The organism is Arthrobacter sp. ASL1, from assembly GCF_056680475.1.
Genome location: NZ_CM155284.1, coordinates 3,463,570 through 3,482,621 on the forward strand (window position 1 = coordinate 3,463,570; position 19,052 = coordinate 3,482,621).

The 19,052-nt window shown below is 68.4% G+C and carries 20 protein-coding genes; 13 read left to right on the top strand and 7 right to left on the bottom strand.

Translation table 11 applies throughout. The features are described from left to right. Positions 1 to 272 precede the first annotated feature (272 nt). Positions 273 to 1,493, top strand: coding sequence for a glycosyltransferase (locus tag AC1MEQ_RS16345; protein WP_479792201.1), 1,221 nt, complete (start codon positions 273 to 275; stop codon positions 1,491 to 1,493). On the opposite strand, the gene AC1MEQ_RS16350 is transcribed toward AC1MEQ_RS16345, so the two are convergent. After that, complete coding sequence (locus tag AC1MEQ_RS16350; RefSeq protein ID WP_479792203.1) at positions 1,429 to 2,016, bottom strand: M23 family metallopeptidase; 588 nt, start codon at positions 2,014 to 2,016, stop codon at positions 1,429 to 1,431. The two genes, AC1MEQ_RS16345 and AC1MEQ_RS16350, sit on opposite strands and share 65 nt — an antisense overlap. Before the next feature lie 390 nt (positions 2,017 to 2,406). On the opposite strand from AC1MEQ_RS16350, the gene rpsB reads away from it, so the two are divergent. The 6 genes from rpsB to AC1MEQ_RS16380 all read left to right on the top strand — a co-directional run bounded on the left by rpsB (position 2,407) and on the right by AC1MEQ_RS16380 (position 7,478). Beyond that, on the top strand, positions 2,407 to 3,348 hold the full coding sequence (rpsB, locus tag AC1MEQ_RS16355) for a 30S ribosomal protein S2 (protein ID WP_479792204.1): 942 nt from the start codon (positions 2,407 to 2,409) through the stop codon (positions 3,346 to 3,348). 124 nt (positions 3,349 to 3,472) lie between these two features. Continuing rightward, positions 3,473 to 4,312: a translation elongation factor Ts gene (tsf, locus tag AC1MEQ_RS16360; protein ID WP_479792205.1), complete on the top strand. Its 840-nt coding sequence runs from the start codon at positions 3,473 to 3,475 to the stop codon at positions 4,310 to 4,312. 179 nt (positions 4,313 to 4,491) lie between these two features. Further along, positions 4,492 to 5,211 carry a UMP kinase gene (gene pyrH, locus AC1MEQ_RS16365; RefSeq protein ID WP_479796162.1) on the top strand — a complete coding sequence of 240 codons (720 nt, stop codon included), beginning with the start codon at positions 4,492 to 4,494 and terminating at the stop codon, positions 5,209 to 5,211. Between the two features lie 87 nt (positions 5,212 to 5,298). Then, the gene (gene frr, locus AC1MEQ_RS16370; protein WP_479792207.1) at positions 5,299 to 5,856 is read left to right on the top strand and encodes a ribosome recycling factor; all 558 of its coding nucleotides are present in this window, start codon (positions 5,299 to 5,301) and stop codon (positions 5,854 to 5,856) included. After that, positions 5,856 to 6,815 (top strand): phosphatidate cytidylyltransferase, encoded by a 960-nt coding sequence (locus tag AC1MEQ_RS16375; RefSeq protein WP_479792209.1) that lies wholly within the window; start codon positions 5,856 to 5,858, stop codon positions 6,813 to 6,815. Before frr ends, AC1MEQ_RS16375 begins: the two co-directional genes overlap by 1 nt. A 78-nt stretch (positions 6,816 to 6,893) precedes the next feature. Next, complete coding sequence (locus tag AC1MEQ_RS16380) at positions 6,894 to 7,478, top strand: DivIVA domain-containing protein (protein ID WP_479792211.1); 585 nt, start codon at positions 6,894 to 6,896, stop codon at positions 7,476 to 7,478. A 6-nt stretch (positions 7,479 to 7,484) separates the two neighbouring features. Here AC1MEQ_RS16380 and AC1MEQ_RS16385 read toward each other — a convergent pair whose 3' ends face one another. The 4 genes from AC1MEQ_RS16385 to AC1MEQ_RS16400 are packed head-to-tail and all read right to left on the bottom strand — an operon-like array spanning position 7,485 to position 11,297. Then, positions 7,485 to 8,978: a sodium/solute symporter gene (locus AC1MEQ_RS16385; protein WP_479792213.1), complete on the bottom strand. Its 1,494-nt coding sequence runs from the start codon at positions 8,976 to 8,978 to the stop codon at positions 7,485 to 7,487. After that, positions 8,975 to 9,346 carry a hypothetical protein gene (locus tag AC1MEQ_RS16390; protein WP_479792215.1) on the bottom strand — a complete coding sequence of 124 codons (372 nt, stop codon included), beginning with the start codon at positions 9,344 to 9,346 and terminating at the stop codon, positions 8,975 to 8,977. The genes AC1MEQ_RS16385 and AC1MEQ_RS16390 overlap by 4 nt, the downstream gene beginning before the upstream one ends. 11 nt (positions 9,347 to 9,357) lie before the next feature. After that, entirely contained in the window at positions 9,358 to 10,074 is a 717-nt protein-coding gene (locus AC1MEQ_RS16395; protein ID WP_479792216.1) for a LytR/AlgR family response regulator transcription factor, read from the bottom strand. A 35-nt stretch (positions 10,075 to 10,109) separates the two neighbouring features. After that, positions 10,110 to 11,297: a sensor histidine kinase gene (locus AC1MEQ_RS16400; RefSeq protein WP_479792218.1), complete on the bottom strand. Its 1,188-nt coding sequence runs from the start codon at positions 11,295 to 11,297 to the stop codon at positions 10,110 to 10,112. Positions 11,298 to 11,543: 246 nt separating this feature from the next. Here AC1MEQ_RS16400 and AC1MEQ_RS16405 point away from each other — a divergent pair, with 246 nt between their 5' ends. The 3 genes from AC1MEQ_RS16405 (at position 11,544) to AC1MEQ_RS16415 (ending at position 14,272) form a co-directional block, all read left to right on the top strand. Continuing rightward, on the top strand, positions 11,544 to 11,960 hold the full coding sequence (locus AC1MEQ_RS16405; RefSeq protein ID WP_479792220.1) for a DUF485 domain-containing protein: 417 nt from the start codon (positions 11,544 to 11,546) through the stop codon (positions 11,958 to 11,960). A gap of 23 nt (positions 11,961 to 11,983) precedes the next feature. Then, positions 11,984 to 13,594 (top strand): solute symporter family protein, encoded by a 1,611-nt coding sequence (locus AC1MEQ_RS16410; RefSeq protein ID WP_479796163.1) that lies wholly within the window; start codon positions 11,984 to 11,986, stop codon positions 13,592 to 13,594. 135 nt (positions 13,595 to 13,729) lie between these two features. Then, positions 13,730 to 14,272, top strand: a complete 543-nt coding sequence (locus AC1MEQ_RS16415; RefSeq protein ID WP_479792221.1) for a GNAT family N-acetyltransferase — start codon at positions 13,730 to 13,732, stop codon at positions 14,270 to 14,272. An 11-nt stretch (positions 14,273 to 14,283) separates the two neighbouring features. On the opposite strand, the gene AC1MEQ_RS16420 is transcribed toward AC1MEQ_RS16415, so the two are convergent. Next, complete coding sequence (locus tag AC1MEQ_RS16420; protein ID WP_479792222.1) at positions 14,284 to 14,745, bottom strand: Lrp/AsnC family transcriptional regulator; 462 nt, start codon at positions 14,743 to 14,745, stop codon at positions 14,284 to 14,286. Between the two features lie 203 nt (positions 14,746 to 14,948). Between AC1MEQ_RS16420 and pdhA the strand changes: the two genes are divergently transcribed. Genes pdhA through AC1MEQ_RS16435 form a run of 3 tightly spaced genes read left to right on the top strand, consistent with a single transcriptional unit; the run spans position 14,949 to position 18,502 of the window. Continuing rightward, on the top strand, positions 14,949 to 16,076 hold the full coding sequence (gene pdhA, locus AC1MEQ_RS16425; RefSeq protein WP_479792224.1) for a pyruvate dehydrogenase (acetyl-transferring) E1 component subunit alpha: 1,128 nt from the start codon (positions 14,949 to 14,951) through the stop codon (positions 16,074 to 16,076). Beyond that, positions 16,073 to 17,080 (top strand): alpha-ketoacid dehydrogenase subunit beta, encoded by a 1,008-nt coding sequence (locus tag AC1MEQ_RS16430; RefSeq protein ID WP_479792226.1) that lies wholly within the window; start codon positions 16,073 to 16,075, stop codon positions 17,078 to 17,080. The genes pdhA and AC1MEQ_RS16430 overlap by 4 nt, the downstream gene beginning before the upstream one ends. Next, positions 17,081 to 18,502 carry a dihydrolipoamide acetyltransferase family protein gene (locus tag AC1MEQ_RS16435; RefSeq protein WP_479792228.1) on the top strand — a complete coding sequence of 474 codons (1,422 nt, stop codon included), beginning with the start codon at positions 17,081 to 17,083 and terminating at the stop codon, positions 18,500 to 18,502. It begins immediately after the preceding gene. Between the two features lie 84 nt (positions 18,503 to 18,586). Here AC1MEQ_RS16435 and AC1MEQ_RS16440 read toward each other — a convergent pair whose 3' ends face one another. Beyond that, positions 18,587 to 19,051 (bottom strand): GNAT family N-acetyltransferase, encoded by a 465-nt coding sequence (locus AC1MEQ_RS16440; RefSeq protein ID WP_479792229.1) that lies wholly within the window; start codon positions 19,049 to 19,051, stop codon positions 18,587 to 18,589. Position 19,052 lies beyond the last annotated feature (1 nt).

Genomic DNA, 19,052 nt, shown 5'->3' on the forward strand with positions numbered 1-19,052 from the left:
TGGGACGGAGGACGGCCCCGATGGTAACTTGATGGTAGTTTCTGGGTGTGACGGTGTTCGCCGTCGTAAACTTGGGATTGAAAACCCCGGAATCCCGCGGTGTTTGTGCCAGATGAATGCCCTCGGAATGCCGGGGCGGGACTCGTATATTCCTGGGTCGTGGGTTCGCGGCCCACTCGCCCTAACCCGCCGGCCGGTTTGCAACAGCGCACTGGCCGGACCCACGTCCAAGGCACCGGCTGGAAGGTCGGGCGCTGATCCGGAGGTCCCGCATGAACCGTGCGCTGCACATCGTGATGTTCACCGACCAGCATCCTCGGACGCTGGGCGGCATGCAGACGTCCGTCGAATTGCAGCGCAAGTTCCTGCTGCGGGCCGGCCACCGCGTCACGATCGTCTCGCCGGGGCTCCGCTCCCGTGCTGCGGCTCCGGATCCGGACGTGCTCACCATGGCCACCATCCCGCTCGGATCCGGGGAATATGGCATGAGCGTTCCGTCGCGGCGCGCCATCGACGTGGTGGTCTCCGGGCTGCGCCGTCGCGGGGAGGTCGACGTCGTCCACGTCCAAGCCGACTTCTGGGGCGCTGTCGTCGGCTACGCGGCTGCCGCGGCACTTGACGTCCCCGTCGTGCACACCATGCACAACCACCTCGAAGCCGGGCTGCGGGCCACGATGCCCCTGCCCGGCCTGTTCCAACGCGCCTTCGGCATGATGCAGCGACGGGTGTTGCGCACGGGGGAGCCCGCGCCGACCGATGCCTGGGCCTATCTGCGGGGCTTCGCGTCCCGAGCCGCAGTGGTCACGGCACCCTCCACCCACTTCGCCGAACTGCTCCAGGATCGTGGCGTGTGCCGGACAGTCGAGGTCATCCCCACCGGGCTCGATGACGATGTGGCCCGCGAACTACTTGCCGAGCCGCGGCACCGGACCGCTCGGGAGCGCCCGATGCTGACCTGGATCGGCAGGTTCAGCGCCGAGAAGCGGCTGATCCCCTTCCTGCAGGCCGTTGCGGCCTCGGGGATCCGCGCCGAGGTCCACGTGTTCGGCGACGGTGCCGAACGACACCGGGCCGAACGCCTGGCCGCCGACATCACGGCCTGCACCGTCACCTTCCGTGGGCGGGTGCCGTACCGGCAGATGCTGGCCGAACTGCGTCGCAGCGACGCCCTGGTCCAGACCTCGCAGGGTTTCGAGACCCAGGGAATGACCGTCTACGAGGCGGCCGCGCTGGGCACCCCAACGGTGCTCAGCGACCACCGAATCGCCGCCGACCTGCCGGAAGAGCTGGTCTGGCTCACGCCCGATGACACCGTGGACGGGCTGGCGCGGGCGCTGTCCCGGGCCACCGGGGAACTGCGCGCCGGCGGCCGGGAGCACGGCCCCGCCATGGACACGGACCGCTTCCTGCAGGGCCGGCAGACCGACCTCATGATCGATCTCTACCGTCGGGCGATCGCGGGCGGAAGGCCTCCGGGACCGGCAGGAGGATAGACGGGCGCCGATCCATGACCAGGGTCAGCGGATCGATGTACTCGCCGTCCAAGCGGACACCCCAGTGCAGGCAGACCCCGGAACAATGACCACCGGCGCCGACGCGCGCCACCGTCTGCCCGCGCGCGACAGCATCGCCGACCGACAGCTCGGCGGCGGCCGGCTCGAAGCTGGAGACCAGCCCGTTGCCGTGGTCGACCGTGGCGACCGGGCGGTCGACCACCACGCCGACGAAGGCCACCACCCCGGAAGCGGGAGAGCGGACCCGAGTGCCTGCGGCGGCTCGCAGATCCACCCCCCGATGGCCGGCGGCCCACGGCGACGACGGCGGGTCGAAACCTTCCAGGACGCCGTCCGGGCCGCCGGCCGGCCAGGCCCAGGCGCCGACTGGACTCACGGTGTTCCCCTCCGGCGCATCGGGTGCGGCGGGCGCCGTGGCGACGGCGGCACCGGGCACCACTGCGGCCAGCGCCACGGCGAGCACGCCGGCCGCCCGGATGAGTCGGGTTCGCGGGAAGGACATGCCACGATCCTGACGGGTCCCGGAATGGCGGAGGAGTTGGCCATCCCGGCCGGTGGAAAACCCCGCCGTCGAGCCGGCTGTGGAGGGCGCGCGGGCGGTCGGCGGGCCCCGGGGGCTGTAGTACACTTGTAACCGCAGTTCTGTGCGTCGATGACCTGTGCCCACGGGTCGGATGCGCAGAGAACTGACTTCGCGTATTGCGCCTCCATCCATTGCATGGGTGGATCATGCCGCCCACGGTCCGGAAACCCGGTCGGCGGCAGGGACCGGGAATCCGGTGCACAGTACCAGGGGCGCCACCAGCCGGTGGAAAGCCAGACAACCGAAACAACAGGTGGTTACCGCGATCCCGACCGGGATCGGACTGCTACCGCCGGAAGGAGTTGCGACATGCCCGTCGTAACCATGCGCCAGCTGCTCGACAGCGGCGTCCACTTTGGCCACCAGACCCGTCGCTGGAACCCGAAGATGAAGCGCTTCATCTTCACCGAGCGCAACGGCATCTACATCATCGACCTCCAGCAGTCGCTGTCCTACATCGACCGCGCCTACGAGTTCGTCAAGGCCACCGTCTCCCACGGCGGAACCGTGCTGTTCGTCGGCACGAAGAAGCAGGCCCAGGAGGCCATCTCCGAGCAGGCCACCCGCGTCAACCAGCCCTACGTCAACCAGCGCTGGCTCGGCGGCATGCTGACCAACTTCGCCACGGTCTCCAAGCGCGTTTCGCGCATGAAGGAGCTCGAGGAAATCGACTTCGACGACGTCGCAGGCTCGATGTACACCAAGAAGGAACTGCTGCTGATGCGCCGCGAGCTCACCAAGCTGCAGACCAACCTGGGCGGCATCCGCAACCTGACCAAGGCACCGTCGCTCCTCTGGGTCGTCGACACCAAGAAGGAACACCTCGCCGTTGACGAGGCCAAGAAGCTGAACATCCCCGTCGTGGCCATCCTGGACACCAACTGCGATCCCGACGAGGTCGACTTCCCGATCCCGGGCAACGACGACGCCATCCGGTCCGTCAACCTGCTGACCCGCGTCGTCGCCGACGCCGTTGCCGAGGGCCTGATCGCCCGCAGCAACAAGCAGAGTGGCAACACCGAGGCCGCCGCCGAGCCGATGGCCGAGTGGGAGCGCGAGCTGCTCGAGGCCAAGCCCGAGGAGGCCAAGGCCGCCGCGGAAGAGGCAGCACCGGCAGTCGAGGGCGAGCCGGAGGCCCCCGCAGCCGAAGCCGCCGCCGCAGTCGAGGCCCCCGCCGAGGAGGCACCCGCCGCCGAAGCCGCACCGGCCGAAGAGGCAGCACCCGAGGCTCCGGCCGAGGACGCCAAGTAACAACTGTTGGGTCACGGGAGCCGGCGGGCCATATGGCTCGCCGGCTTCCTTCAAACCGGGCCGTGTCCGTGATGGGGACGGCCCGTGGGAACAAGCTGGATCACCACTGAGAATGGGGTTGCACATGGCGAACTACACCGCCGCTGATATCAAGGCGCTGCGCGAGCGCACCGGCGCAGGAATGATGGACGTGAAGAAGGCCCTCGACGAGGCCAACGGCGATGCCGAAAAGGCCATCGAGGTCATCCGCGTCAAGGGACTCAAGGGCGCCACCAAGCGTGAGGGGCGTTCCACCGCCGAGGGCCTCGTGGCCGCGAAGGTCGTCGACGGAAACGTCGGTGTCATGATCGAGATCAACTGCGAGACCGACTTCGTCGCCAAGAACGAGAAGTTCATCGCCCTGGCCAACAAGGTCCTGGAAGTCGCCGTTTCCACCGGAGCTGCCGATCTCGACGCACTGCTGGCTGCCGACGTCGACGGCAAGAAGGTCTCCGACTTCGTCATCGAAGAGGGCGCCATCCTGGGCGAGAAGATCGTCGTCCGCCGCCTGGTCCGTCTCGAAGGTGCCACGGTCGATGCGTACCTGCACAAGACCTCCAAGGATCTTCCGGCGCAGGTCGGCGTGCTCATGGCCGTTGACGGTACCGGTGAAGCAGCCCAGACCGTCGCCCACGACGTCGCCGTGCACACCGCGGCACTGGCGCCGACGGTCCTGAGCCGCGACGACATCCCCGCCGAAACGGTTGCCAACGAGCGCCGCATCGCGGACGAGACCGCGCGCGCCGAAGGCAAGCCGGAAGCAGCACTCACCAAGATCGTCGAAGGCCGTCTGACGGGCTTCTTCAAGGAGACCGTGCTGCTCGACCAACCGTTCGCCAAGGACTCGAAGCAGATCGTCGGCAAGGTGCTTGAAAGCGCCGGCGTCTCGGCTACCGGGTTCGCCCGTTTCCGCGTAGGCTCCTAGCAGCTGAACGGCGGCCGGATTCCGCCCGCCCATGCGGCAATGACAAGGGGGCGGCCACCAGTACGGTGGCCGCCCCCTTGCCACGCCCAGACCATTCCAGACACCCAGCACGACGGCGGACCCCGGTCCGCGACAGGAGGCCCACCGTGGAAGCAACCCAGCAGGTAGAACCGACCCAGATCGCCAACGAGGCCGGGACCCGTCGCAGGGTCCTGCTCAAGCTCTCCGGCGAGGTTTTCGGCGGCGGCAAGCTCGGCGTCGACCCGGTGACAGTGCGCGGTGTCGCAGAACAGATCGCCGCAACCGTCGGCGAGGTCGAGACCGCGATCGTCGTCGGCGGCGGCAACTTCTTCCGCGGCGCCGAGCTGTCGCAGTCCGGCATGGACCGTTCCCGCGCCGACTACATGGGCATGCTGGGCACCGTGATGAACTGCCTGGCCCTGCAGGACTTCCTGGAGCAGGCCGGCGTCGAGACGCGCGTGCAGTCCGCCATCAGCATGGCCCAGGTCGCCGAGGCCTACATCCCGCGCCGGGCCATCCGCCACATGGAGAAGAACCGCGTGGTCATCTTCGGGGCCGGTGCGGGCCTGCCGTACTTCTCCACCGATACCGTGGCCGCGCAGCGGGCCCTCGAGGTGCGTGCCGACGTCGTGCTCATGGCCAAGAGCGGCGTCGACGGCATCTACACCGCCGATCCCAAGAAGGACCCCACCGCCGAGCGCCTGGCGACGCTGACATACGACGAGGCGCTGTTGAAGAACATCCGCGTCATGGACCAGACGGCCATGACGATGTGCAAGGACAACGGCCTGGAGATGATGGTCTTCGGCATGGAGGGCACCGGCAACGTCACCCGGGCCATCCGCGGCGAGGCCCTGGGCACGCGCGTCACCGTCTAGCACCGCCACCGTGGCATAGGATGAATGCTGAGCGTGGAACCCACCCCGGGAGCCGTCTGACGGGCCCGGATTCCTAAGGAGAGAGTAGTGATCGAGGAAACCCTGCAGGACGCCAACGAGAAGATGGAGCGTACCCTCGAGGCGGCGAAGGAGGACTTCGCCACGATCCGTACCGGGCGGGCGAACCCGGGACTGTATTCCAAGGTGCTGGTGGACTACTACGGTTCGGCCACGCCGCTGCAGCAGCTGGCCTCCTTTGCCGTCCCCGATGCCCGCACGATCCTGATCACCCCCTACGATGTCACCGCCCTGCGGGAGATCGAGAAGGCCCTGAGCGACTCCGAGATCGGTGCCAACCCGTCCAACGACGGCAAGGTCATCCGGGTGACCCTTCCCGAGCTGACGGCCGAGCGCCGCAAGGAGTACGTGAAGGTCGTCAAGGGCAAGGGCGAGGATGCCAAGGTCGCGATCCGCAACCACCGCCGCAAGGCCAAAGAGACCATGGACAAGATGGTCAAAGACGGCGACGTCGGCGAGGACGACGGTTCGCGCGGCGAAAAGGACCTCGACGCGATGACCAAGAAGGCCACGGACTCGATCGACGAGGTGCTCAAGCGCAAGGAAGCCGAGTTGCTGGACGTCTAATGCCCACTCCGACGCAACCCGACGGTGCCGGTAGCGGCCACGGTGAAGCGCCGGGGCCGGACCCCGCGGCACCGGCGCCGCTCTCGCGGAGACAGCTGCGCGAGCAGCGGGCCGCCAAACCGTCGCGGGCCGGCAGGAACCTTCCGGCGGCCACCGGGGTCGGCGTGGTCCTGCTCGCAGCGGTGCTGCTGGGCCTGTTCTTCCTGCCGTTGGCCTTCGTGGCGATCGTCGCGGTGTTCGCCGTGGTCGGTTCCTGGGAAGTCAGCCGCGCGCTCATGGCCGCGAAGACCGAGGTCCCGCTGCCGCCCCTGGCGGTCGGGGGCATCGTCTTGCCGTTCTCGGCCTACCTTGGCGGGCCCGAGGCGCTCGGGTTCGCCCTGGCCGGGAGCGTCCTGCTGGTGCTCGTCTGGCGGCTCGTGGAGGGCGCTGCCGGCGCGTTCCGTTCCGTGGTCGCCTCCACCTTCGTCCTGTTGTGGGTCCCGTTCCTCATCAGCTTCGCCGTGCTGCTGCTGCAGGAGGACCATGGGCACATCCTGGTCGCCGTCGTGCTGTTGCTCGTCGTTGCCAACGACACCTTCGGCTATCTGGTCGGCGCGTCCCTGGGCAAGCACCCGATGGCGCCGAAGATCAGCCCCAAGAAGTCCTGGGAGGGGTTCGCCGGGTCGTGTGCCGGGGCGATCCTGGTGGGCATCGGCTGCATCGTGTTCATGCTGGATCGGCCCTGGTGGGTCGGCATCCCGCTCGCGTTGGCCACGGTGGCCGCCGCGACCGCCGGCGACCTGGCCGAGTCGATGGTCAAGCGCGAACTCGGCATCAAGGACATGAGCAACCTGCTGCCCGGACACGGCGGCGTGATGGACCGGCTCGATTCGGTCGTGTTCTCCTTCCCGATCGGCTACATCATCTCGGTGTTGCTGTTGCCCGGGGCGGACGCCACGATCGGCCTTCCACTGCCCTAAGATGGGTGCAGTAATATGGCGGGCCAGCAGGCTTGCCGCCGTGATGTCCACCAGGAACGCAAGCTTGAGGGAAGTGCAGTGAGCCAGGAAAGCCAGCAGAAGACCCAGACCCCCTTCGAACGGGTCGACTCCAAGGAGTTCGGCTACCACGTCAAGCAGGTCGATCACTTCCTGGCCCGTGCCCGCGCCACCTACAACGGCACCGGCGACGACGACAGCGTGGTCACCAGCCACCTGGTCCGGCGGACCTCCTTCGAACCGCAGAAGGGCGGCTACGCTGCCCAGGAGGTCGATGCCGCACTGGACCGGCTCGAGGACGTCTTCGCCCAGCGCGAACGCGACGCGCTGATCGAGACCGCCGGCGAGGACGCCTGGCTCGAACAGGTCGGCCACCTCTCGGCGATCCTGCGCGGCCGGCTCCACCGCGAACCCGGCCAGCGCTTCCGCCGTCCCAGCCGGCGCAACGCCCCCAGCTACAACGTCGAGGACGTCGACAAGCTCTGCGGGCATCTGCTGCGGTACTTCGAGCAGGACGTGCCGATGAGCGTCGATGCCGTGCGCAAGGCGTCGTTCCGGGAGGCCGTGGGTGCCGACGGTTACGAGGAAAGCCAGGTCGACGCATTCCTGGACCGCGTCGTCGAGCTCATGGCCTCCATCGACTAGGAGCCGCTACGGGCGGCCGGCCCGCGGGGCGGCCGGCACCCGCTCGGGTGCGTGCAACCGGGTCATGACCGCGGTCGTTGCCCCCGGGGCCAGCCCCCGCGTCGCCAGCGAAACCAGCACCGTGACCACGAACGCCAGCGGCACGGTCCAAGCCGCCGGCTGCGTGGCCAGTCCCAGTGCCAGACCCGACAGACCGGGCAATGCCGAGGCAGCCAGCATGGCGGCCGCACACCCCAGCGCACCCGCCAGCATGCCGGCCACCGCCCCGGCCGCCGTCAGCCCCCGCCACCAGATGCCCAGCAACAGCAGCGGGCAGATGGTCGATGCCGTGAAGGCGAACACCGAACCGATTGCCCCGGCCAGCGCCAGCGTGCTGGTGCCCAGGGCGAGCAGCAGGGGGACCGCGCTGGCCAGGACCGCCGAATAGCGGAAGCCACGCACCGTGCCGCCGAAGAGGTCCTGGCTCATCACCCCGGCGAGCGATACCACCAGGCCCGAGGTGGTGGACATGAACGCCGCGAAGGCACCCCCGATGACCAGGGCCGTCAACAGGTTCCCCGCGGTCCCACCGACCACCCGTGATGGCAGCAGCAGAACCGTGGCGTCGGCGTTGCCGTTCTGCGCCAGTTCCGGAAGGTAGACCCGCCCGAGCACGCCCAGGACCGTGGGGAAGAGGTAGAACACCGAGAGCAATCCCAGCACGATCGCCGTCGTGCGCCGTGCGGAGGCCCCATCCGGGTTGGTGTAGAAGCGCACCAGCACGTGCGGCAGGCCCAGCGTGCCGAACAGCAATGCCACGATCAGCGAGATCGTCGAGTAGATCCCCGACTGGCCCAGCGCCTCCTGGGGTAGGTCGAAGGCCAACCCGTTGCCGGTGGCGGACCGCCCGGTGATCCCCAGCTGCAGCAGCAGGAACACGGTGGGCACCGCCAGGGCACCGAGCTTGAGCCAGAACTGGAAGGCCTGCACGAAGGTGATCGAGCGCATCCCTCCGGCCACCACGGTCAGGCACACGACCGCCATGACGATCCCGGCGCCGAGCCACCCGGGCAGCCCGGTCGTGATCGCCAGCGTCAGGGACGCCCCATGCAGCTGGGGCACGATGTAGAGCCACCCGACGACGACCACCAGGATGCTGGTCACCAGCCGGGCGACCCGGCTGTTCAACCGGATCTGCGCGAAGTCCGGCAGCGTGTAGGCCCCGGACCGGCGCATGGGGGCGGCCACGAAGAGCAGCAGCATCAGGTAGCCGGCCGTGTAGCCGATGGGGAACCAGAGCGCGTCCTGCCCGGAGACCACGATCAACCCCGCGATCCCCAGGAAGCTGGCGGCCGAGAGGTACTCCCCGCCAATGGCCGAGGCGTTCCACCAGGGCCTCACGGTCCGCGAGGCGACATAGAAATCCCCGGTCGTGCGCGACAGGCGCAGCCCGTGCACGGCGATCAGCACCGTGGCAAGCATGACGACGGCGATCGCCAGCAGCGCCGTACCGGTACTCACTCGCCGGTCACATCCCGGTACCGCGCCTCGTAGCGGGCGCTGGCCCGGTTGTAGAGGAACGCACCCAACAGGATGATCGGATAGACCCCGATCCCCAGCACGATCCAGGGCAGCGGGATCGTCAGGATCCGGATGGCATGGATCTGCGGCCAGACCGCGACCATGACGGCCAGGCACAACAGCAACAGCAGGAACCCCAACGCCACCGACAGGGACAGGCGCAATTGCGAACGGATCAGCGACCTGACGTAGAACTCGGCGGCCGGGTCGTGGCCGGCCCGCCGGGCGGGCAAGCTCAATGGTGCGCCCTCCGGTGCCGTCACGCGCACCCGCACCGGTGCCGTGGTGAGGTCCTCCGGTTCGTCCACGCCCGGGACGTTCACAGGGGGCGGATGCGGTTGGCGGCCAGGTTCTCACGCAGCAGCGGAAGCGCCCGGCGGCTGACCGGCAATTCGGTGTCGCCGATGACCACCGATGCCTTGCCCGGGGCCATCCTGACCTTCTCCACCCGGGACATCGCCACCAGGTATCCCCGGTGGATGCGCAGGTACCCGGCCGGGCCCCACTGCTGTTCCAGGTCGTTGAGCGGGACCCGGATCAGGTAGCTGGCGTCGGCGGTGTGCAGGCGGGCATAGTCGCCCTGGGCCTGGACATAGCGGATCTCGTCGCGGCGGATCATCTTGGTGACCCCGCCCTGGTCCACCGTGACGACCTCGGGCTCGGTGGGCCCGTCCTGGATCAGCTCGCACACCCGGCGCACCGACTCGGCGAGGCGTTCGGGACGGATCGGCTTGAGCACGTAGTCCACGGCAGCCAACTCGAAGGCCTCCAGCGCCTGCGCCTCGTCGGCGGTGACGAAGACGACGGCGGGGGGCCGGCTGAAGCGCGAGATGACCCGGGCGATGTCCAGGCCGGAGAGCGAGGGCATGTGGATGTCCAGGAAGAGCGCGTCGACGGCGAACTCCTCCAGGGCCTTCAGCGCGGCCGCCCCGGAGGTGGCCCGGTGGATTTGGCCCACCCGGGCATCACCATCGAGCAGGAAGGCCAGTTCCTCGACGGCGGGCAGCTCATCATCGGCAACCACGACATTGATCATGGCACCAGTCTAGGCAGCGATGTGAGCCGGGGCACTCAGGCCGGCGGGCCGGCGTCGTACCCGGGCTGGAACTTGGGGATGCGCAGCGTGATCAGCGTCCCGGCCCCGGGCGCGGTGTCGATGACCAGGCCATGGCCATCGCCGTAGAGCTGGCGCAGCCGCACGTCGACGTTGCGCAACCCCACGTGCACGCCGTCGGCGGTCCCGGCCAGGACCGCGCGCAGCGCCTCCGGGTCGATGCCCACCCCATCGTCCTCCACGGTGATTTCCGCGAACTCCCCGGCATCGGAGGCCGTCAGGCTGATCAACCCGCCGCCGGCCTTGCCTTCGAGCCCGTGGCGGACCGCGTTCTCCACCAGCGGCTGCAGTGACAAAAACGGCATGACCGTGCTGAGCACTTCGGGTGCGATGGACAGGGACACCCGGATCCGTTCCCCGAACCGTGCTTTCTCCAGCAGCAGGTAGCGGTCGATGGCCTGCAGTTCCTCGGCGAGGGTGGTGAAGTCCCCATGGCGGCGGAAGGAGTAGCGGGTGAAGTCCGCGAACTCGACCACCAGGGTGCGTGCCCGCTGCGGGTCGGTGTTGATGAAGGAGGCGATGGCGTTGAGGCTGTTGTAGATGAAGTGCGGGCTGATCTGGGCGCGCAGGGCCCGTACCTCGGCCTCCATCAGCAGGGCCCGGGACTCGTCGAGTTCGGCCAGCCCCAATTGGGCGGCCACCCAGGCGGCCAGTTCCGTGGTGGCGCGGACCAGCCCGGCGTTGGCGCGCGGGGCCATGGCCACCACGGTGCCCACCGCGACGCCGCGGACCAGGATGGGCGCGTAGACGCCATCAGCCCCGGGGGTGCGCACCACCTGGGTGCGGGCCGCCTGCACGGCCTCGCCGGCACCGCGCGCCAGATCGGTGGGGGCACAGCGTCCCGGATCGGCCAGCGGACCGTCGAGGGCGAGCACCGTCGTCGTATCCGTGATCGCCAACCCCTCGCAGCCCAGCACGTCGCGCAGATGCCGCGCGGCCCGGCCGGCACCCTCGGCCTGCAGGCCGGCGCTGAAGTGCGGGGCGGCCTGTGAGACCCGGTGCAGGGTCTCGTACGTCGCCCGGTCGGCGTCGGTGCCCAGGTCGCGGAACGAGCGCAGGGTCCGGAACCCGACGTAGAAGACCACGGCCACGGCAATGGTGAGGATCGCGATGATCACCGTGGTCTGGGAGGCGGCGGAAAGCATGGACACAGCCTAGACGTTGGGCGCCGTCGGCCGGGTGGGCGCGGCCGACGCAGAACAGGTGCTACCGCTCGCCGGGATGGCCCGACCGCTCGGCGCACCCAGGGCACCGTTGGGCCACTCGATGACGTGACGCACTTCACTATCGACCGCGGGTGGATGAAAGTGATGGGAGCCGACTTTTGCCGCGGGTGCCCGGAACGACACCGTCCCCCGCAGCGGATGGCATGACCACTTTGAGGAGGAACCATGGCACACCCCACCACCCCGGATCCCGCCCGGGACCAGCAGGCCGTCCCCGGGCCCGACGTCGGCGTCCAGACCGCCCGCCCGGACGAGGTCGCCGGCGAGTTCATCGCCGTCCAGGCCAGCGACGAGTTCCAGGAACTTCGCCGCACCCACCGCAGTTTCGTCTTCCCGATGGCCATCGCCTTCCTGGTCTGGTACTTCGCCTACGTGCTGCTGGCCGACTACGCCCACGAGTTCATGTCCATCAAGGTTGCAGGCAACATCAACCTCGGGCTCATCCTGGGGCTGCTGCAGTTCGTCTCCACGTTCGGCATCACCGCAGCGTACGTCCACTTCTCGAACAAGAAGCTGGATCCCAAGGCCACGGCACTGCGCGAACGCCTCGAGGCGACCGTCGATGAAGGAGACCTGAAATGACCATCCTGGCCGCGACCGCCGCGATGCCCCTGGCCGCGGCGGCCGAGTCCACCTCGGTGGGCAACCCGTTCGTGAACATCGGCATCTTCGCCCTCTTCGTCGGGGTCACCCTCGTCGTCGTGCTGCGGGCGAGCAAGAACAACAAGACCGCCGCCGACTACTACGCCGGCGGGCGGTCCTTCACCGGAACCCAGAACGGCACGGCGATCGCCGGGGACTACCTCTCGGCCGCGTCCTTCCTGGGCATCGTGGGGGCCATCGCCATCAACGGATACGACGGCTTCCTGTACTCCATCGGCTTCCTGGTCGCCTGGCTGGTGGCCCTGCTGCTGGTGGCGGAGATGCTCCGCAACACGGGCAAGTTCACGATGGCCGACGTGCTGTCGTTCCGCCTCAAGCAGCGCCCCATCCGCATTGCGGCCGCCACCACCACGCTGGCCGTGTGCCTGTTCTACCTGCTCGCCCAGATGGCCGGCGCCGGTGCGCTGGTGTCGCTGCTGCTGGGCATCGACGGCAAGCTCGGACAATCGCTGGTCATCACGGTTGTCGGCGGGTTGATGATCGTCTACGTACTGGTCGGCGGCATGAAGGGCACCACCTGGGTGCAGATCATCAAGGCCTGCCTGCTCATCACCGGTGCGTTCATCATGACCATCTGGGTGCTGGCCATGTACGGGTTCAACCTCTCCACGCTGATGGGGGCAGCAGTTGAAACCGCGGGCAACCCAGCCCTGCTGGATCCGGGACTGAAGTATGGGGCGTCGGAGACGTCCAAGCTCGACTTCATCTCCCTGGCGCTCGCCCTGGTGCTGGGCACCGCGGCCCTGCCGCACGTGCTGATGCGCTTCTACACGGTCCCCACCGCCAAGGAGGCCCGCAAGTCGGTCGTCTGGGCGATCTGGCTCATCGGCGCCTTCTACCTGTTCACGCTGGTGCTCGGCTACGGTGCCGGCGCGCTCATCGGCCCGGACCGGATTGCCAATGCCCCCGGCGGGGTGAACTCGGCGGCTCCGCTGCTGGCCTTCGAACTCGGCGGGCCGATCCTGCTCGGGGTGATCTCCGCGGTCGCCTTCGCCACCATCCTGGCGGTGGTGGCCGGACTGACGATCACCGCTGCCGCATCGTTCGCCCATGACATCTACGCCAACGTCATCGCCAAGGGCAAGACGACCCCGGAGAAGGAGATGAAGGTCGCCCGGCGCACCGTCGTCGTCATCGGCATCCTCGCGATCATCGGCGGCATCGGCGCCCAGGGCCAGAACGTGGCCTTCCTGGTGGCCCTGGCCTTCGCGGTCGCCGCCTCGGCGAACCTGCCGACCATCATCTACTCGCTCTACTGGAAGCGCTTCTCCACCCAGGGGGCCGTCTGGTCGATGTATGGCGGACTGGCCGCGGCCATCCTGCTCATCGTGTTCTCCCCGGTGGTCTCCGGCACGGAGACGTCGATGATCACCGGCGCGGACTTCGCGATCTTCCCGCTGAGCAACCCGGGCATCGTCTCGATCCCGCTGGCGTTCTTCCTGGGCTGGCTGGGCACGGTGCTCAGCAAGACCAAGGAGGATCCGGCCCTGCGGGCGGAGATGGAGGTCCGCTCGCTCACCGGTGTCGGCGCCGAGAAGGCGGTCGACCACTAGGAACTACGCATCGCCGGGTTCTTGAACCGGCAGGACGCTGGGGAGTCGGATCCTTTCGGATCCGGCTCCCTTCGTCGTTGTGCCAGCAGGGCACCCCAGAGACGGCCGCCTTCCGTGGCCCAGTAGGCTCGCACGATGCCGACCTTGACCCAGCGACTGTCCCTCGCCCGGCCGAACGTGGACGACGCCGCGGCGCTGCACGGGATCTACAGCGATCCGGCTGTATGGATGCACCACCCCCGGGGACGGCATTCCGCCAGCGAACAGACGCTCACGATGGTGGAGACCTGGATGTCCCTGTGGGAGCGGGATGGCTTGGGGCCGTGGGTCGTGAGGGAAGTCGGCAGTTCGAAGATCCTGGGCGGCGGCGGATGCGCCATCCGAGGGGGCGTCTACTGGAACCTGTCCTATCGACTGGCTGCCGAAACCCACGGCCGCGGCTACGCGACGGAGCTATCGCTCGAGGCGATCCGGCAGGCCCGACTCGTCAGCCCGACTCTGCCGGTCGTCGCCTCCCTGCTCGAACACAACAAGGCATCAGCCCGCGTGGCCGAGAAAACGGGCCTGGAATTGGCCCACCGGGGTCGCGACGCGCGCAACCCCGACCTGGGCGGCACGCGGCTGGTTTATGCAGATCGCGACCTTGGCCCGGGCGACCTGGCGAGGATCGTTCGCTGATTCCGTCGAACCTACTGCGTCCCGAGCAGCGGGCGCATGCGGTGAGGGATGAGCTCGGCCATCGACAGCGACGTGTCGGCCCGTTCGATGCCGTCGATGTCCAGGATGGCGCCGTGGACCCGGAAGAGGTCCTCCGCGCCACGGGCCACGACGCTGGCCAGGATGTCCGCAGTTCCGCTGAGCCCGTGGGCCTCCACGACCTCGGGGATGCGGGCCAGCGCGCTGGTGATCTCGCCGAGCTTCTTCTGCTGGACGTGGATGTGCACGAAGCTGGTCAGCGGGAAGCCCAGGGCCGTCGGGTTGATGCGGCGTTCGAAGGAGAGGAAGGCCCCGTGGTTCTCCAGCCGGGTCAACCGCGCCTGCACCGTGTTCCGGGACAGGCCCAGCGCCGCGGCCAGGGCGACGGTGGTGGCCTTGGGGTCCTGAATCAGGGCATCGAGGAGTCGGCGGTCGATTTCGTCCAAGTCAGCCATAGTGCACAACTTTATCAGGTAAGCAACGCTCCTGTTTGAGCACTCTGCTCAAGAAAATGTTTGATGGTTGTGCGCCCTGCGTCTTGTGAGTATCGTCACAGTAAGGGTCGGGCGATGATGCCGGGCCTGCCGTTCGGGCGTCGGATGACCTATCCGGCAACCGGCGAGTCGGCCGACGAACCACGAAGGACGCAGCGCAGACCATGAACACGACACAGCCAGCCGGTGACCGGGACGCGGGGCTGATCCAGCTCATCGATCCCAGCGGGCACCGCACCCCGAACGGGGAATTCGACCCCTGGGTCACCGACGTCGACGTCGAGGCCCTGCGCGGCCTCTACACCGACATGGTGGCCATCCGCCGGATCGACCAGGAGGGCACCGCGCTGCAGCGCCAGGGCGAGTTGGCCCTCTGGCCACCGCTGCTGGGCCAGGAGGCCGCCCAGATCGGTGCCGGCCGCGCGTTGGAGGACGACGATTTCATCTTCCCCTCCTACCGCGAGACCGGGCTGGCCTACTGCCGCGGAGTCGACGCGGAGGACACCCTGCGCGTCTGGCGTGGCAATGCCTACAGCGGCTGGGATCCGTTCGGCAAGAACATGGCGACCCCGCAGATCATCATTGGTGCCCAGACCCTGCATGCGGCCGGCTATGCCATGGGCATCAAGTACGACGGCGGTTCCCAGGCCGCGATCACGTTCTTCGGCGACGGCGCCACCAGCCAGGGCGATGTCAACGAGGCCATGGTCTTTGCCGCCAGCTACCAGGCGCCGGTTGTCTTCTTCTGCCAGAACAACCACTGGGCCATTTCTGAGCCGGTGGAACTGCAGAGCAACACCCACATCTCCGACCGCCCCATCGGGTTCGGGATCCCGAGCCTGCGCGTGGACGGAAACGACGTGCTCGCCTGCCTGGCCGCCACCCGCATTGCCCTGGACCGTGCCCGCACCGGCAACGGCCCGACCTTCATCGAGGCCGTCACCTACCGCATGGGTCCGCACACCACCGCCGATGACCCCACCCGCTACCGCGATGCGAACGAACTGGACCTCTGGGCCGCCAAGGACCCGATCGAGCGCCTGGAAAAACACCTCGACGGGCTCGGACTCGACACCGCTGGGCTCCAGGCGGGAGCGGCAGAGGTCGCCGACGCCGTCGCCGAGAAGCTCCGCAAGGCCATCATCGGCCTGGAAGACCCGCAGCCGATGGATGTCTTCGAGAACGTCTACTCGCAGCCGCACGCCACCCTTGACCGCCAGCGCGAACACTACGCGCTGTACCAGCAGCAATTCGCCGACGCCGGATCGGCGACGGAAGGGGGAGCACGATGAGCGCGCTGACCTTCGGCAAGGCCCTGAATGCGGGCCTGCGCCACTCCATGGAAGCCGACCCCAAGGTCGTGCTGATGGGCGAGGACATCGGAAAGCTCGGCGGGGTCTTCCGCATCACCGACGGGTTGCAGAAGGACTTCGGCCAGCACCGGGTCATCGACACCCCGTTGGCCGAGTCCGGCATCGTCGGCACCGCAGTGGGCATGGCCTACCGCGGCTTCCGCCCTGTCGTCGAAATCCAATTCGACGGCTTCGTCTACCCGGCCTTCGACCAGATCGTCAGCCAGGTCGCCAAGCTGCACTACCGCACGCACGGGCAGGTCTCGATGCCGCTGACGATCCGCATCCCCTTCGGCGGTGGAATCGGCTCGCCCGAACACCACTCCGAATCCCCGGAGGCCTACTTCGCGCACACCGCTGGCCTGCGCGTGGTCAGCCCCTCGAACCCGCAGGATGCCTACGTCATGCTGCAGCAGGCCATCGCCTGCGACGACCCCGTGGTGTTCTTCGAGCCCAAGCGCCGCTACCACGAGCGCGGCGACGTCGACCTCGACGCGGGGATGACCGGGCCGGACCTGGGCAGCGCCGTCGTCCGCCGCCGGGGCACCGACGTCACGCTCGTGGCCTATGGCGCCCTGGTCAAGACCGCCCTGGATGCGGCCACGGCAGCGGAGGACGACGGGATCTCGATCGAGGTCATCGACCTGCGCTCGCTCTCACCGGTCGACTACGCCACCGTCGAGGCGTCGGTGAAGCGCACCGGGCGGCTCGTCGTGACCCACGAGGCCGCGCAGACGCTGGGCCTGGGAGCGGAAATCGCCGCCAGCATCACCGAACGCTGCTTCTACCACCTCGAGCACGCCCCCGTGCGCGTCACCGGGTTCGACATCCCGTACCCCTACTCGAAGCTCGAAATGCACCACCTACCCGATCTGGACCGCATCCTCGACGGCGTCGACCGTGCGATGGACCGCCCCAATTCCCTCAGTTCCCTGGAAGGCTAGATGAGCACCGTGTTGAAGGTTTTCAAACTCCCCGACCTCGGCGAAGGGCTCACCGAATCGGAGATCGTCAGCTGGAAGGTCGCCGTCGGTGAAACCGTGAAGCTGAATCAGATCATCGCCGAGGTGGAGACCGCCAAGGCAGTGGTCGAACTGCCCAGCCCGTACTCCGGCGTGGTCACCGAACTGCACGAACAGCCCGGCACGGTGGTGGAGGTCGGAAACCCGATCGTATCCTTCGACGTCCCCGGCGAGCCGGGAAGCGGCGACGATGCGCCGGGCGCACCCGCGACGGCGGACGCCGAGACAGTTGCCGCCAAGCGCGAACCGACGCTGGTCGGATACGGTGCGGCGGTCGATACCGGCAAGCGCCCCGCCCGGAAGTCACGCGCCCATGCAGCGGCCTCGACGACCGCGACTGCGACCGCCGAACCACCGGTCGCCGCGGTCCTGACCGCACCCGCACCCGTCGAAACAGCCCCGGCCCCCGAGGTGGGGGAGCGGCCGCGCTGCACCCCTCCCGTGCGCAAGTTCGCCCGCGACCTGGGCGTTGACCTCGAACAGGTCACCGGCACCGGACCGTACGGGTTGATCACCCGCGAGGACGTCACCGCGGCCCACGGCAGCGGAACCGGCCATGGGGGCCCGACGTCGTCGGCAGCCACGGCGGATCCGCTCGCCGACGCCCCGGCTTCCGGGGGCCCGCGCACCCTCGGGGGAGCGCCACGCGAGGTGCGCACCCCGATCAAGGGGATGCGCAAGCACACGGCCCAGGCGATGGTGGACAGCGCGTTCACCGCACCGCACGCCACCGAGTTCCTTACCGTGGATGTCACCCCGATGATGGAGCTGCTCGAACGCCTGCGCGCGGACCCTGCCTACCGCGACGTGAAGCTCACGCCGCTGACGATCGCCTCGAAGGCCGTGTGCATCGCCCTGGAGCGCCAACCCACGCTGAACTCGCGCTGGGATGCCGAGGCACAGGAGATCGTGCAGCTGAACTACGTGAACCTGGGCATTGCCGCGGCGACGCCGCGCGGTCTCATGGTCCCCAACATCAAGGACGCCCAGTCCCTGGACTTCCGTTCACTGGCCGGCGCCCTGCGCGATCTCGCGGTGACCGCCAAGGAGGGCAAGACGGCGCCGGAGGCCTTGCGCGGCGGCACGTTCTCCATCACCAATATCGGGGTCTTCGGCATCGACGGCGGGACCCCAATCCTCAACCCGGGCGAGGCCGGTATCCTGGCGCTCGGCCAGGTCCGCGAACAGCCCTGGGGACACCGCGGCGAGGTCGTGCTGCGCCAGGTGACCACCCTGAGCCTGTCGTTCGACCACCGCCTGGTCGACGGGGAACAGGGATCACGGTTCCTCGCGGACGTCGGCACCATCATGGCCGATCCGGGCATGCTCATCACGATGCTGTAGGGCGGCCGGAACGAAAGCGGGGAGGCATCCGGGGGTGATCCACCGGGTGCCTCCCCGTTCGGTTGTGCTGTGTGGAACAGGCTGTCAGGCCAGTTCCATGATGTATTCCTTCACCACCGCGGCGCGCGCGTTGGCGAAGCCGTCGACCTCGCCGACGACCGTGAAGCCGCGGCGTTCGAGCACCTTCTGGCTGCCGATGTTGTCCGTGACCACGTGGGCGCGGATCGGGCGGGTGGCGATCTCCTGCAGGAACGCGTCCACGGCGGACGTCGTGACGCCCTGGCCCCAGTAGGCGCGGTCGGTCCAGAAGCCGATTTCCACGCCGTCGTCGGACGTGTAGGCCATGACGTTGCCAACGGGCTTGCCGTCCTGCTCGATCGTGCGCACGGTGACGTCGGGGTCGGACAGGATGGAGGACCAGTGGTGGTTGAACACCCCGCGGTCCTTGGGGTTCTTGGCGGTGAATGCGGCCATCACATTGGCCTCGGGATCCTGCTGGTGCTTGAAGAACCAGTCCAGGTCCGCGTGCTCGACGGGGCGTAGCTTCACG